At 60.4% G+C, this 13,535-nt stretch carries 13 protein-coding genes; 8 read left to right on the forward strand and 5 right to left on the reverse strand.

Translation table 11 applies throughout. The features are described 5' to 3' along the window. Positions 1–18 precede the first annotated feature (18 nt). A complete protein-coding gene (gene cmtR / locus QP093_RS09445) occupies positions 19–378 on the forward strand; it encodes a Cd(II)/Pb(II)-sensing metalloregulatory transcriptional regulator CmtR (protein ID WP_154878770.1) in 360 nt (119 codons plus the stop codon). Next, complete coding sequence (locus tag QP093_RS09450) at positions 375–2,267, forward strand: heavy metal translocating P-type ATPase (RefSeq protein WP_285016264.1); 1,893 nt, start codon at positions 375–377, stop codon at positions 2,265–2,267. The genes cmtR and QP093_RS09450 overlap by 4 nt, the downstream gene beginning before the upstream one ends. Before the next feature lie 272 nt (positions 2,268–2,539). On the opposite strand, the gene ychF is transcribed toward QP093_RS09450, so the two are convergent. Together ychF and QP093_RS09460 are read right to left on the reverse strand one after the other, a co-directional pair. Next, positions 2,540–3,622, reverse strand: coding sequence for a redox-regulated ATPase YchF (gene ychF, locus QP093_RS09455; protein ID WP_285016266.1), 1,083 nt, complete (start codon positions 3,620–3,622; stop codon positions 2,540–2,542). A gap of 177 nt (positions 3,623–3,799) precedes the next feature. Then, entirely contained in the window at positions 3,800–4,918 is a 1,119-nt protein-coding gene (locus QP093_RS09460) for a 4-hydroxy-3-methylbut-2-enyl diphosphate reductase (RefSeq protein ID WP_285016268.1), read from the reverse strand. 179 nt (positions 4,919–5,097) lie between these two features. On the opposite strand from QP093_RS09460, the gene xseA reads away from it, so the two are divergent. The 3 genes from xseA to QP093_RS09475 all read left to right on the forward strand — a co-directional run bounded on the left by xseA (position 5,098) and on the right by QP093_RS09475 (position 7,966). After that, positions 5,098–6,399, forward strand: a complete 1,302-nt coding sequence (gene xseA / locus QP093_RS09465; protein ID WP_285016285.1) for an exodeoxyribonuclease VII large subunit — start codon at positions 5,098–5,100, stop codon at positions 6,397–6,399. Positions 6,400–6,483: 84 nt separating this feature from the next. After that, positions 6,484–6,768: an exodeoxyribonuclease VII small subunit gene (locus QP093_RS09470; RefSeq protein WP_070725725.1), complete on the forward strand. Its 285-nt coding sequence runs from the start codon at positions 6,484–6,486 to the stop codon at positions 6,766–6,768. 259 nt (positions 6,769–7,027) lie between these two features. After that, complete coding sequence (locus QP093_RS09475; RefSeq protein ID WP_285016270.1) at positions 7,028–7,966, forward strand: PfkB family carbohydrate kinase; 939 nt, start codon at positions 7,028–7,030, stop codon at positions 7,964–7,966. A gap of 15 nt (positions 7,967–7,981) precedes the next feature. Here the strand turns inward: QP093_RS09475 and QP093_RS09480 are convergent, their stop codons facing one another. Next, positions 7,982–8,743: an isoprenyl transferase gene (locus QP093_RS09480; RefSeq protein WP_285016271.1), complete on the reverse strand. Its 762-nt coding sequence runs from the start codon at positions 8,741–8,743 to the stop codon at positions 7,982–7,984. A gap of 249 nt (positions 8,744–8,992) precedes the next feature. Between QP093_RS09480 and trhA the strand changes: the two genes are divergently transcribed. Further along, positions 8,993–9,676, forward strand: a complete 684-nt coding sequence (trhA, locus tag QP093_RS09485; protein WP_058237842.1) for a PAQR family membrane homeostasis protein TrhA — start codon at positions 8,993–8,995, stop codon at positions 9,674–9,676. Between the two features lie 204 nt (positions 9,677–9,880). Next, entirely contained in the window at positions 9,881–10,366 is a 486-nt protein-coding gene (greA, locus tag QP093_RS09490) for a transcription elongation factor GreA (RefSeq protein ID WP_058237079.1), read from the forward strand. A gap of 199 nt (positions 10,367–10,565) precedes the next feature. On the opposite strand, the gene QP093_RS09495 is transcribed toward greA, so the two are convergent. Then, positions 10,566–12,074 (reverse strand): AI-2E family transporter, encoded by a 1,509-nt coding sequence (locus QP093_RS09495; RefSeq protein ID WP_285016272.1) that lies wholly within the window; start codon positions 12,072–12,074, stop codon positions 10,566–10,568. A 300-nt stretch (positions 12,075–12,374) separates the two neighbouring features. Here QP093_RS09495 and msrA point away from each other — a divergent pair, with 300 nt between their 5' ends. Further along, positions 12,375–12,995, forward strand: a complete 621-nt coding sequence (gene msrA / locus QP093_RS09500; RefSeq protein ID WP_285016273.1) for a peptide-methionine (S)-S-oxide reductase MsrA — start codon at positions 12,375–12,377, stop codon at positions 12,993–12,995. 130 nt (positions 12,996–13,125) lie between these two features. On the opposite strand, the gene QP093_RS09505 is transcribed toward msrA, so the two are convergent. Further along, positions 13,126–13,524, reverse strand: coding sequence for an FKBP-type peptidyl-prolyl cis-trans isomerase (locus tag QP093_RS09505; RefSeq protein WP_058237082.1), 399 nt, complete (start codon positions 13,522–13,524; stop codon positions 13,126–13,128). Positions 13,525–13,535: the final 11 nt, after the last annotated feature.

Genomic DNA, 13,535 nt, shown 5'->3' on the forward strand with positions numbered 1-13,535 from the left:
CGATGTATTGTTCAGCACATGCTGACCATTGCTTCACGCCTCGACGTCATGAACCGGCTCGGCCGGGCCATGGCGGATCCGACGCGCTCCAGAATCCTGATGACACTACTCGACGGCCCGAGCTACCCAGCCGTGCTTTCGCGCGCCCTGGACCTGACCCGCTCGAACGTCTCGAACCACCTGACCTGCCTGCGCGACTGCGGCATCGTCGTCGCCGAGCCGGAGGGCCGCAAGACACGCTACGAAATCGCCGATCCGCACCTCGCGGCAGCGCTCAACGCGCTGGTGAACGCGACGTTGGCTGTCGACGAAAACGCCCCGTGCATCGACCCTGAATGCTCGGTGCCCGGCTGCGGCGAGAAGGGAGCGGACGCATGAGCTCGGCATGTGGATGCGCACACGAACCCGCCAAAGAGATCGAAGAACTCGATCGGCCATGGTGGAAGGACCCCGAGTTGCTACTGCCGATCTTCTCCGGCGTAGCCCTCTGCGTAGGCCTGGCGCTGGGCTGGTCCGGGCTAGCGACACCCGCGACAGTACTGTTCTGGGTCGGCCTGCTGCTAGGGGCGTATACGTTCGCGCCCGACGCGATCCGAAACCTTGTCACGAAGCGCAAGCTCGGCATTGGTTTGCTGATGACCATCAGCGCGGTCGGCGCGGTAATCCTCGGTTACGTCGGAGAGGCCGCGGCGCTAGCGTTCCTGTACTCGATCGCCGAGGCGCTGGAAGACATGGCGATGGACCGGGCGCAGGGCGGACTGCGGGCACTGTTGAAGTTGGTACCGCAGACCGCGACGGTGCTGCGCGACGGCACGTCGGTCGAGGTCGCAGCGAAGGACCTCGCGGCTGGTGAACTGATGCTCGTGCGCCCCGGAGAGCGGATCGCCACGGACGGCATCATTCGGTCTGGGCGCTCCAGCCTTGACACCTCAGCGATCACCGGAGAATCCATTCCGGAGGAGGTTGCGCCCGGCGACGAGGTGCCCGCGGGAGCGATCAACTCCGCCGGTGTGCTGGAGGTCGAGACGACCGCAGCTGGAACGGACAACTCGCTGACCACACTCGTGGACCTGGTCGAGCAGGCGCAGGCGGAAAAGGGCGACCGCGCCCGGATCGCCGACCGGATTGCCCAACCCCTAGTGCCCGGGGTGATGATCCTGGCGGTGCTAGTCGGCGTGATCGGCTCGCTGCTGGGCGACCCCGAGACGTGGATCACCCGTGCGTTGGTGGTTCTGGTCGCAGCGTCGCCGTGCGCGCTGGCAATCTCCGTGCCGCTGACGGTCGTGGCCGCGATCGGCGCGGCCAGCCAGTTCGGCGTGGTCATCAAGTCTGGCGCGGCGTTCGAGCGGCTCGGCGGCATCCGTCACCTGGCGGTGGACAAGACCGGAACCCTCACCCGCAACCAGCCCGAGGTTACCGGCGTGGTCCCGGCAGACAGGTTTGATCGGGCGCAGGTGCTTACTTTCGCGGCGGCAGTTGAGCAGCAATCGACGCACCCACTCGCCGCGGCGATCGCGGCAGCGGGGCCCGAAGCGCCCGCCGCCCAGGACATCAGCGAGGAAGCCGGGCACGGCATCAGCGGCACCGTCGAAGGCCGACGGGTGCTGGTGGGCAGCCCCCGGTGGATCGACGCCGGGCCACTGAAGGCAGACGTTGAGCGCATGGAGTCCGAGGGCCAGACCTGCGTCCTGGTCACCGTCGATGACGCTCTCGCCGGAGCGATCGGTGTCCGCGACGAGCTGCGTCCCGAGGTTCCCGAAGCCGTGCAGACCCTGCGCGCCAACGATGTGGAAGTGAGCATGCTCACCGGCGACAACACTCGCACCGCCCGGGCGCTGGCTGAAATCGCCGGAATCGACGACGTGCGCGCCGAGCTGCGCCCTGAGGACAAGGCAAGCATCGTCGCCGAACTCTCCTCCAAGACGCCGACGGCGATGATCGGCGACGGCATCAACGACGCGCCGGCACTGGCGGGCGCAACGGTGGGCATTGCGATGGGAGCGACCGGCTCTGACGCCGCGATCGAGTCCGCTGACGTCGCCTTCACTGGCCACGACCTCCGGCTGATCCCGCAGGCGCTGCAGCACGCCCGCCGAGGCAGCAGGATCATCAACCAGAACATCGTGCTGTCTCTGGCCATCATCATCGTGTTGATGCCGCTTGCGATCAGCGGTGTGCTGGGCCTGGCCGCCGTCGTGTTGGTTCACGAAGTCGCCGAAGTCATCGTGATCTTGAACGGCCTGCGGGCTGCACGAGCGAAACGCTGAGGCTGTGACCGGCAAGTCTTATAAGAGTTAAACCACGCGCCGAGCGCACACACGTTGGACCAGGCGAGTCATTCGAGTTCACCACCTGGTCCTTCTCGATGCGTGCAGGCACGGGAACTGTGGGTGAACCTAATAGTTCAACGGCCCGATACCGCTTGCAGATTCTACACACGAGGTAGCGGAATGGACCGAGGCCGAACGAAAACCGGAGTTAGAGACAGCGCTCTTCAACCTCCCCCCCCAATAACGCGAAACGTCATTAACGCTCCGCGTTACACATTAAATTTGAATTCAACCACGTCACCGTCCTGCATGACGTAGTCTTTGCCTTCCATACGCACCCGCCCGTGAGCGCGCGCCTCCGCCATCGAGCCCAGTTCAACCAGCTCGTCGTAGCTAACGACCTCGGCTTTAATGAAACCTTTCTGGAAGTCGGTGTGGATGACGCCGGCAGCTTCGGGGGCGGTATCTCCCTGGTGAATCGTCCATGCCCGTGATTCCTTGTCACCAGCGGTGAGGAATGTTTGCAGTCCGAGGGTGCTAAATCCCACGCGCGCCAGCTGATCCAAGCCAGATTCTGCTTGCCCTGACTCTTCGAGCATTTCGCGGGCGTCATCCTCGTCAAGTTCAATGAGTTCGGACTCGAATTGGGCGTCCAGGAAAATGGCGTCAGCGGGTGCGACGAGGGCGCGCAGTTCATCCTGCTTGGCGCGATCTGCCATCCCCTCGGAATCCATATTGAAGACATAGATGAACGGTTTCGCCGTCATCAGCTGGAACGATTTAAGGGCATCCTGGTCGAGCGCTGCTCCCTCGGGCCCGGATAGTACGGTGCCTTGTTCAAGAAGTTCGAGGGCGGCTTTCGCCGTCGCCAGAACTGCTGGATCTGTTTTCTTACCCTTGACCTCTTTGTCGAGGCGAGGGATTTGCTTTTCAAGGGTCTGAATATCAGCAAGGATCAGTTCTGTTGAGATGGTCTCAATGTCACTGGCCGGATCAACTTTGCCTTCGACGTGGACAACGTCGGGGTCGTCGAATGCGCGTGTGACCTGGCAGATTGCGTCTGCCTCGCGAATGTTGGCAAGAAACTGGTTGCCCAGGCCTTCGCCTTCAGAGGCGCCACGCACGATGCCCGCAATATCAACAAATGAGACGGTGGCGTGAATGATCTTTTCTGAGTTGAACATTTTTGCTAGAACGTCCAGACGAGGATCAGGCAGCGGTACCACTCCCACGTTTGGTTCGATCGTGGCGAAGGGGTAGTTCGCTGCGAGCGCTGATGCGCGCGTCAGGGCGTTAAAGAGGGTCGACTTGCCGACGTTGGGCAGTCCCGCAATTCCAATAGTCAAAGACACGTGCCCTATTGTAGGCATTCCTGTGCGCGTATGCGGAAAGCCGTGTCCTGCGCCTCATTCATGTGTGTGCCGAGTGGTCGCGTGCAAGCGACCACTCGGCACACACCAGAAAATTCGCGCAGATATCTTGTGGTGAGTCAGCAGCGCCTCGCGCCTTCGTTGCACCGGGCGTCACTGTCAGTGCGTGTGGTTCGCACCTGACTGCCGCGGTGCGTGCGGGCGCGCATCGATCAGCCCCGACTTCTTGAGCTCCATACGCAAATTACGCGGCAATGCAAACGTTGTCGTCTCGGTTTCGGTGCGCACTTGCTCAACGTGCGTCAAACCGCGTTCTTTCAGCCACGCGATGACGTCTCGCACCAACACTTCCGGCACGGACGCACCCGATGTAACACCAACCGTCTGAGCACCTTCAAACCATTCTTCGCGCAGCTCACTTGCTCGGTCAACACGATGAGCCGAACCGGCACCGGCATCCAGCGCAACTTCCAGCAGCCGCACAGAATTCGACGAATTCGCCGATCCCACCACGATCATGACATCAACGTCAGGCGCAATCGACTTCACTGCAACTTGCCGGTTTTGCGTCGCATAGCAAATATCGTCACTGGGAGGATCCGTCAGCTCCGGGAATCGTTCACGCAGCCGGTCAACCGTCTGACGCGTCTCGTCAACAGACAGCGTGGTCTGCGAAATCCATACCACGCGCGAGGGGTCACGCACCGTCACCGAGTCGACCTCGTCAGGCGATCCAACGACCTGAATATGGTCGGGAGCCTCACCAAACGTCCCCTCGACTTCCTCGTGCCCCTGATGGCCCACCAGGATAATGTCATAGTCTTCGCGCGCAAAACGCACCGCTTCGCGATGCACTTTCGTCACGAGCGGGCACGTCGCATCGATAGTGGCGAGGTGACGCTCCTGCGCTGCGGCCGCCACCTGCGGTGACACTCCGTGCGCGGAAAACACGACCCGAGCTCCCTCGGGAACTTCGTCGACTTCCTGCACGAAAATCGCGCCGCGCTCAGACAGAGTTTCCACCACGTATTTATTGTGAACGATCTCTTTGCGCACGTAGATAGGCGGCCCGTACAGTTCGAGCGCTTTCTCCACGACGTCGACCGCTCTGTCCACGCCCGCACAGTACCCACGCGGCGCAGCGACGAGCACGCGCCCGCCTTCAGGCGTCTGTCCCTGGCCTGATCCGGCCCCACCATCATCTTGCGGCGGCCGTGGGAACGAGGGCGACGGAAGCGACACGGAAGATGCGCGATGCGCAGCGGCGTCCTGATTCATACGTCCAATCTAACGTCTATGACACCTATTGACATCCTCAGCGTAATGAATCCCACGTCACGGCAGCGCTCCACCGTCCGCATCGTCGTGTGATGTGACATCCTTGGATCGTGTCATTTTCACAGCCTCCGCATATGCCAGATGGCCGCCAGCCCGGAAGCGGCCGGCCACCCTCGTCAATGAACGCGGGCCAGCCCGGTGCGCGCACGCTCGCCCCCAAGGCAGCGATGACGACGAGGGAGAACCCGTGGCCTCTGCGACTGCTTACTGAGAACATCAAGACCTATGTCGAAAAGATGTCGACACTGTGGGTTGAAGGCCAGATCGTCGAATACAAGCCGCGACCTGGCACTCGTATGGCGTTTTTCGTGCTGCGTGACGTGCAAGCGGATACATCCATGACTGTGACCGCGTTCCCTTCGGTACTGGACCGCACCGGCCCGGGCTTTGAAGAAGGGGCGCGCGTGGTGATTCGTGCGACTCCTGTGTTTTGGGAGAAGCGCGGGACGCTCAATCTGCGGGCTGAGGAGATCCATCTGCAGGGACTGGGCGATTTGCTCGCGCAGATTGAGATGCTGCGCCGCAAGCTTTCGGCCGAGGGCCTGTTTGCTCCCGAACGCAAAGTCCCGCTGCCGTTCGCCCCGAAGGTGATTGGTTTGGTGTGTGGCCGCAACGCCAAGGCAAAAGATGACGTCGTGGTCAACGCGAGCGCGCGCTGGCCTGCGATCAGCTTTGAGATTCGTGAAGTTGCTGTTCAGGGCGTGCACGCGGTGCGGGAGGTGTGCGCGGCGATGACTGAGCTGGACGGGCTGAGCCATGTTGATGTCATCGTAGTGGCCCGTGGTGGCGGCTCGGTCGAGGACCTTTTGCCGTTTTCTGATGAGACGATGGTGCGTAATGCGGCAACGATTCGTAAACCGCTTGTTTCAGCCATTGGGCACGAGGCCGACGCTCCTCTGCTGGATCTGGTTGCTGATTTTCGTGCGTCCACGCCGACGGATGCGGCCCGCCGTGTCGTGCCGGATTTGGCGCAGGAGACTGCTGGGCTGACTCAGGCCGCCTCGCGCATGCGTTCTGCGGTTGCGCGCGTGGTAGGCAGGGAGCGCGAGCGTCTCTCGTTGGTCACGTCGCGTCCAGTGATGGTCGAGCCAAGGGCGATTGTCGAGCGCCACGTGCAGGTTGTGGACGGTTTGCGCGGCCGTCTGTCAGTGGCGCTGTCGCGAATGCTGTCCCGCGAGCAGACGGGGTTGGCTCGAGCGATCGGCACGTTGAGGGCTCTGTCCCCTCAGGCAACGTTGGATCGCGGGTATGCCCTGTTGCGCACGCCGGGTGGAGATCTGATTCGCTCCACTGATCAGATAGCGAAAGGCGATTTACTTGAGGGCGTCTTAGCGTCGGGCCGACTGGTCGCTCAAGTGTTCGGCTTCACTCCTGCTACCTCGGATACCTCCGCATCAGAAGATGATCCCCTCGCCAATTAATGCGCAAAGCTTTGTTCATTGTGCCGAGTGGTCGCGTGCACGCGACCACTCGGCACACACAAGAAAACTGGGAAGGAAAAGTTTATGAGCCAGAATGGCACCTCACCTGTGGAGAACCGGCCGGATGCCTCCACTATGGGATACGAGCAGGCACGCGATGAACTCGTTGAGATCGTCGGTGTTCTTGAATCAGGCAAGGCTCCCCTCGAAGCAACCCTTCAGCTGTGGGAGCGAGGTGAAGCTCTCGCCACGCGCTGCCGCACGATCCTGGACCAGGCTCAATCCCGCCTTGAACAGGCAGACGCCTCAGACCAGCCACACGACGATGCGAGCGGCTCATCTGAACAAGCAGACGGTGCTCTCAGGTAGGCGACCACTCGCGGTCACGTCGCCTCTAGCACCGCCCGAGCGCACACCGTCCCTAGCACCACCCGGGCGCGCGTCGCCCCTGGCGCCACATGACCGCACTCCGCCCCGTTCTCCTCGACCATGGAGTCTGCAGGCGTTGCCAATTTCCGCTGCATACCCACATTCGATAGGCTAAGCACAGAACGCACTCGTGCGCTCTTCCCCACCAGTTCGGGCGCACCCGCACAGAAGCGTGTACGTCACCAGTCAGGAAGTTTCAATGGATATCTTGTCTGCCCCGCATATCCTCGCCATCGGCGAGTCCCTCGTGGATATTCTGCACCGCCCCGACCGCCCCGATGATGTTGTGGAGACACCCGGCGGCTCTCCCGCAAACACGGCGATGACACTGGGTCGCCTGGGTCGTCCGATTGTGCTGGAAACGTGGCTGGGCCGCGATGAACGAGGGCGGACAGTAGCTGAACACTTCCGCGACTCCCACGTCTATATTCCACCGGAATCTTTCGGCGCAACACGCACAACGACGGCGACCGCCACATTGAATGAGCGAGGTGCCGCGACCTACACCTTCGATATTGAGTGGGCTCCGCGCACGCCTATCCCTGTTTCTCCCAATGCCCAAATCGTGCATGCCGGGTCGATTTCCGCTGTTATTCAGCCAGGTGGCCCCGCCATTCTTGACGCGCTGCACCGCGCACACGATCAGGCCATCGTCACCTACGACCCGAATATCCGCCCCGACATTATGGGCTCACCGGAAGAATCGATCGACACGATCCTCGACTTCGTGCGTGCAGCTGACATCGTGAAGGTCTCAGATGAAGACATCGCATGGCTGACGAATGATGCACCACTGGACGAGGTCGTGTCTGATTGGCTCGGACTTGGCCCGTCGCTTGTCATCGTCACCCGCGGAAGCAAGGGTGCCATGGCTCGTTCAGTGAGTGGCATGCAGTGCGCCGCCACCCCTGCTGATATCCCAGTGGTTGATACTGTCGGCGCGGGTGATTCGTTCACTGGCGGTATCATTGACGCGCTGTGGGGTCTTGGCCTCGTGGGGGCTGACGCGCGCGAAGCGTTGCGGACCCTTGACGAGGCGACCGCAATGAAGATTTTGACGCGAGCCTCACGAATTTCAGATATCACTGTTTCGCGTGCCGGCGCCAACCCACCGTGGCTGTCGGAGCTGAACGACTAGCTCGCCTGCGCGCAATCAGCGCCCCATACGCCGTTCACGTTGCGCATAGGAGCGTAGCGCGCGCAGAAAATCGACGCGTCGGAAGTCAGGCCAGTACGCCTCACAGAAGTACAACTCGGTGTGAACACTCTGCCAGATCATAAAGCCGGATAGCCTCTGCTCACCCGAGGTGCGAATCACAAGATCCGGATCAGGCTGCCCCTTGGTGTACAGATGATTCGTGATGTCCTCGTCAGTGAGCGAATCAGCAACTTCTTCCAGCGTGCGCCCTTTCGCAGCAGCATCTCGCAGCAAAGAGCGCACCGCATCAGCAATCTCATGACGCCCGCCGTAGCCAACCGCGATGTTGACGCTCAGGCCATCCATATCTTTCGTCGCGTCCTGGGCGCTGCGCAACTCATCGGCAAGATCCTCGCTAAGCAGTGACAAATCACCGACAACACCGATTTTCCAGCGACGCTGAGCGGCCAAGGCGCGCACGGCCTGTCCAATAATGTCAAAAAGCTCGTCGATCTCATGCTGATCGCGCTCCAGATTGTCGGTAGAGAGCATCCATAGCGTGACGATCTCAACTCCGACCTCTTCGGCCCACTCCAAAAATTCTGCAATTTTCCCGGCACCGGCGCGGTGACCGTGAGACGCTGTGGTTCCAATGGAACGCGCCCAGCGGCGGTTTCCATCCAAGATGACCCCGACGTGACGGGGAATCGACCCATGAGCGATTTCAGAGCGTACTCGCCGTTCATACAGGTCGTAGAGCAAATTCCATTGCGCCATCGGGACCTCCCATATGTTCTTGCACCAACTGTATACCTCACGCCTCGAACTCAGAGGGCGAAGGATTGCCCCGTGGATTTCGCCTGTGGAGATTGTGGCGGTCCCGCTACCTAACTTACGGTATCGTAGGGAAGAGGGCGGGGTGGTCATCACGGCCCCATCACAGCGCCACCGCGGAGCCACCGCGGCCCCCACCAACGCGTCACTGTCCCTGCGAGAATGCGAGTTCGGTAAGGAGAGATGTCAGACATGAAGATTGCATCTATTCACCCCACCCAGTGGGTTCCAGAACAGCTCATTAGCGTCAAGCCGCACTTTCGCGGATGGCTCCATCTGGTCGCCACTCCCCTGTCACTGGCCGCCTCGATCGTTCTCGTGTGCCTGGCACCTACCACAGCGACTACATGGGCCTCGGCTGTCTACCTTGCCGCATCGCTCATCCTGTTCGGCATCTCGGCGCTTTACCACCGTTTCTACTGGGCTCCCAAATGGGAGACGCTATGGCGCAGACTCGACCATTCAAACATTTTCCTGCTGATCGCCGGCACCTACACACCGCTGGCTGTCGCCCTCCTGTCCCCGCATGATCAGGTTGTTCTGCTCTCGATCGTGTGGACAGGTGCCATCGCAGGCATTCTCATTAACCTGTTGTGGCCGGCAGCGCCCCGCTGGCTGGCAACGCTGCTGTACGTTGTGTTGGGCTGGACCGCCATATGGTATCTGCCCGCTCTGTGGTCTGGTGGTGGCCCCGCCGTCGTGTGGCTCGTCATTGCAGGTGGTTTGCTGTATACACTGGGTGCCCTCGTCTATGCGACGAAATGGCCGAATCCCTCGTCCAAGTGGTTTGGGTTCCATGAGATCTTCCACTCGTTCACGATCCTGGCGTGGGCGTGTCAATGCGTCGCCGTGTACATCGCGGTCCTGACTGCTTAAGCGTGTGCCACCAGCGGCGTTGGTTGTTTTGTCGTCATTGACGAGGGTGACCCATGCGCCGTTTCGTCCGGAGATGAAAACGCGACTTTCGCCGCTTTGAATATGGCTTTAGTCGCTCTTATTGTTACACTGACCCCAGTTCATCGTTTTGTCGCTCCGGCACCACACCACGGTGCCGGACTTTTTCATTGAAAGGAAGGAACCATGGCGGACACTCAGTGGCTGACACGAGCCCAATATGATGCCCTCAAGGCAGAGCTGACTGAGAGAATCGAGCAGCGTCGCCCGGAGATCGCCAAACTGATCGATGCGGCTCGCCAGGAAGGCGATTTGAGGGAGAACGGCGGCTACCATGCTGCCCGAAATGAGCAGTCCATGAACGAAACGCGTATCCTCGCACTTCAGGAGATGCTCGAGCATGCGGAGGTGGGAGAAACTCCCGCCAACGATGGCGTGGTGGAGCCTGGAATGGTCGTCACTGCAACGGTGGCTGGCCGTGAGCAGAAGTTCCTGCTCGGCTCACGCGATGCCGGCGGCGATCTGGGTATCCAGGTGTTCTCCGCTCGCGCACCGCTGGGTGCAGCGGTGATGGGACATAAGCCTGGCGACAAGCTGACCTATGAGGCGCCCAACGGTAAGACCATCGAGGTTGAAATTCTCGAGTGTGTGCCTTACGGACAAGAAGGATAATTACTCTCCAGACGGGTGCTCCCCGAAAGAGCGGCTGACTGTGTTCAACCGTCTCTTTCGGGGAGTTTGCTATATGAAGGGCCCACGCGCATGCACCTGCCAGCCTACGAGTGAACGTTTAATTAGAGTTTTGGTTCACCGCGTCGATGCCGGCTCAGCGTGATCGCCGAGCGCATCAACGCTTGCTCGAGGCGTCAGCTCACCGCGTTGAGGAGGATGAGCCTGCTGGGTCGCCCTCGTCGCTGGATGATCCACCCCGGGCTGCAGCAATTTCGTTGCTGTCACCCTGCGCTCGATCATCGTCAGCGTGAGAATCATGAGCGTCAGCGTGGCTGCCGCTATGGGAAGTATCCTCGTCTGAATCTGACTTGACGGCTTCGTTCTTGTTGTCCTTGATGCCGTCACCGTCTTCGTCATCATCAGAGGCATAGGACTGCGCGACCATCTCATCCAACATTCCTGGCGGGCCTCCAGGTCTGTCCTCCTGATCGCGAAGGGCGGGTATGGGGTCATATCCGTGCAGGTAAAGGAACGTTGAGTTAAGGAATGCTGCGATCGGCACGCCGAAAAGAGCGCCGGGAATGCCGGCGACCGCGCCGGCACCTGCCACAACCAGCAGGACGGCGACTGGGTGCAGGGATACTGCAGAGGACATGAGCCAGGGCTGCAGAATATTACCTTCGATCTGCTGGACGGCGAGGATGATCAGCAGCATGAACAGTGCGCGCGCCACGCCCTGATCCACCAATGCAACGAGGACGGCAATGGTTCCAGACACCAGGGCGCCAACGATCGGGATGAACGAGCCGAAAAAGACAAGCACGGTGATGGGGATCGCCATCGGCACGCCCAGTGCCCACGCACCGATACCGATACCGATTGCATCAATTGCGGCAACTTTGATCTGCGTGCGCACGTATGCCGACAGGGTGACCCATCCGCGGATCGCTGATTCGTGGACCGGGCGGCGCGCTGGCGCCGGGAACAGGCGTACCACCCATAGCCAGATCCGCCTGCCTTCGCGCATGAAGAAGAACAGGCAGAACAACATAATGAGGGATCCGGTCAGAACTGACGCAAGAGAGCTCGTCAGGCTCAGTGCGCCTGTTGCGAGGGCCGAGGAGTGTGCGCTCAAGAACTGGGTGACTTCTGTGCGGATTGTCTCGATGCCCTGTTCAATGGTGGCCGTCTCAAGTCCAAACGGGCCGTTAGATACCCATTCGACCGCTTTATCGAGACCTTGGGAGGCTTTGGAGACAAGGGATGGGACCTGCCGGATGAGTTGTCCGGCGGCTCCAGCGATGATTGTCACGACGACGAGGAGGGCGACGACCAATCCGGTGGCAGCTGCGGCTGTCTGCGGAAGGCGAACCTTGACGTGCAGGAAACGCACCAGCGGCTCCAGCAGGACTGTCAGAAGGACGGCAATCGCAACCGGAAAGACAATCAGGGACAGTTGGACCGCTCCCCACGCCACGACGGCAACGGCAGCGATAATGATCAGGAGGCGCCACGACCATGCTGCAGCCACACGCACAGACCATGTCACGCCCTCGCTTGCGTCACGAGACCGAGGCGAGACAGCAGGCTCGTGGAAGCTCACGACTTCGTCGTGGTCGCGAGACGATGAATGGGAGCGGCGTCGTGGCCATTTGCCTATCCAGTTATTCAGCCGTTCCGTATACGGCGTGTCGTGGCTTTGCGCCATGGTGATCCTCACTTTCAGTGGAGCGTCAACAGTCAACCTGCATCTGGCTGGCGCAGTTCGCGTCGCGGGCTAGCGCGCCCGACCTCGTCAAAAATGCACGGTGCCTCTGATCTGAGGCGGCACGTGCCAGCTCGAGACAGTTCTCATCGTGGGATGTGTGCGAGAAGAGCTTGAGGCACAGGTTAAATGTCGCACGATAGTCTACGTGACATTCATGTTCTCAGCGCAATTAAGGGGAAGCGGGTGGGCATTTGCATACGGCAATGAGACAATATCGGCACCAAGAGAAAGCGAGCCACAATGTTTGAGTTCCACAACGCCATCAATGTGCATGATGATCCGAACCGTCACGTTGTCCTGGGAACTCCGCTGGATATGGAACCTGGAGAGGGCCAGGAGCTGATCTATTTCGCTGCTGGCTGCTACTGGGGAGTCGAAAAGATTTTCTGGGAAACACCGGGGGTTGTGGCCACTGCCGTCGGCTTCATGGGCGGGCATGCTGATCATCCAACTTACAAGCAGGTGTGTGCCGGCGGAACCGGGCATCTCGAGACTGTGCGCGTCGTGTATGACACGTCGAAGATTTCCACCGGCCAGATCATTGCCACGTTTTTTGAAATTCACGATCCCACGCAGGGCGATCGACAAGGCGGCGATATTGGCCATCAGTACCATTCGGCGATCTGGACGACCACCGATGAGCAGTACGACCTTGCCGTGCGCACGCGCGAGGCCTACCACGACACAATCAGTGAGCATGGCTTCGGAGCCATTACCACCCATATTGCGACGGCAGCCGATGGCGGGCAGTTCTGGTACGCGGAGGATTCCCATCAGGGATACCTGTTTAAGAACCCCGATGGTTATCAGTGTCATTCGCGCACAGGCTATGCGTGCCCAGTTCTGAAGTCCCGTTCCTGAAGCTGGCGCTGCTGCTCGAGTCGCTCTGATCTCAGCCGAGGTCTCAGTCTTTTAAATCAAAAGGGTCCTTGCGGATGACTCCGCAAGGACCCAGTGAATTGAAACGTATCGATGATGCCTCAAGGTAGTGCTAGTGCACTCCCAGAATGTCAGTCACGAAGACCAGGGTGTCTCCACCTTGGATACCTGCCTGCGGTACCCCGTGGTCGCCGTACCCGTATTCTGCCGGAATTGACAGCAAGACGCGTGAGCCAACACGCTGCCCGACCAGGCCATCATCCCATCCGCGGATCACCATTCCCACACCGATCTGGAAGCTCAGTGCCTGGCCTCGGTCATAGGAGTTGTCAAAAACCTGTCCGTTCCACACCTGGCCCAGGTAATGGCACTGAATCGTGTCGCCCGGCTCCACTTCCTGGCCATCACCCGCGCGCAGCACTTCAATCAGCAGCTCATCGGAGGGCTGTGCATCTGTGAATGCGACAGTCGGCTTGCGTCCAAACTCGCCTTCGACGTGAACGTTTTCCATAGTGCGTTGTC

The organism is Pauljensenia sp. UMB10120 (assembly GCF_030212035.1).
Classification (GTDB): domain Bacteria; phylum Actinomycetota; class Actinomycetes; order Actinomycetales; family Actinomycetaceae; genus Pauljensenia; species Pauljensenia radingae_A.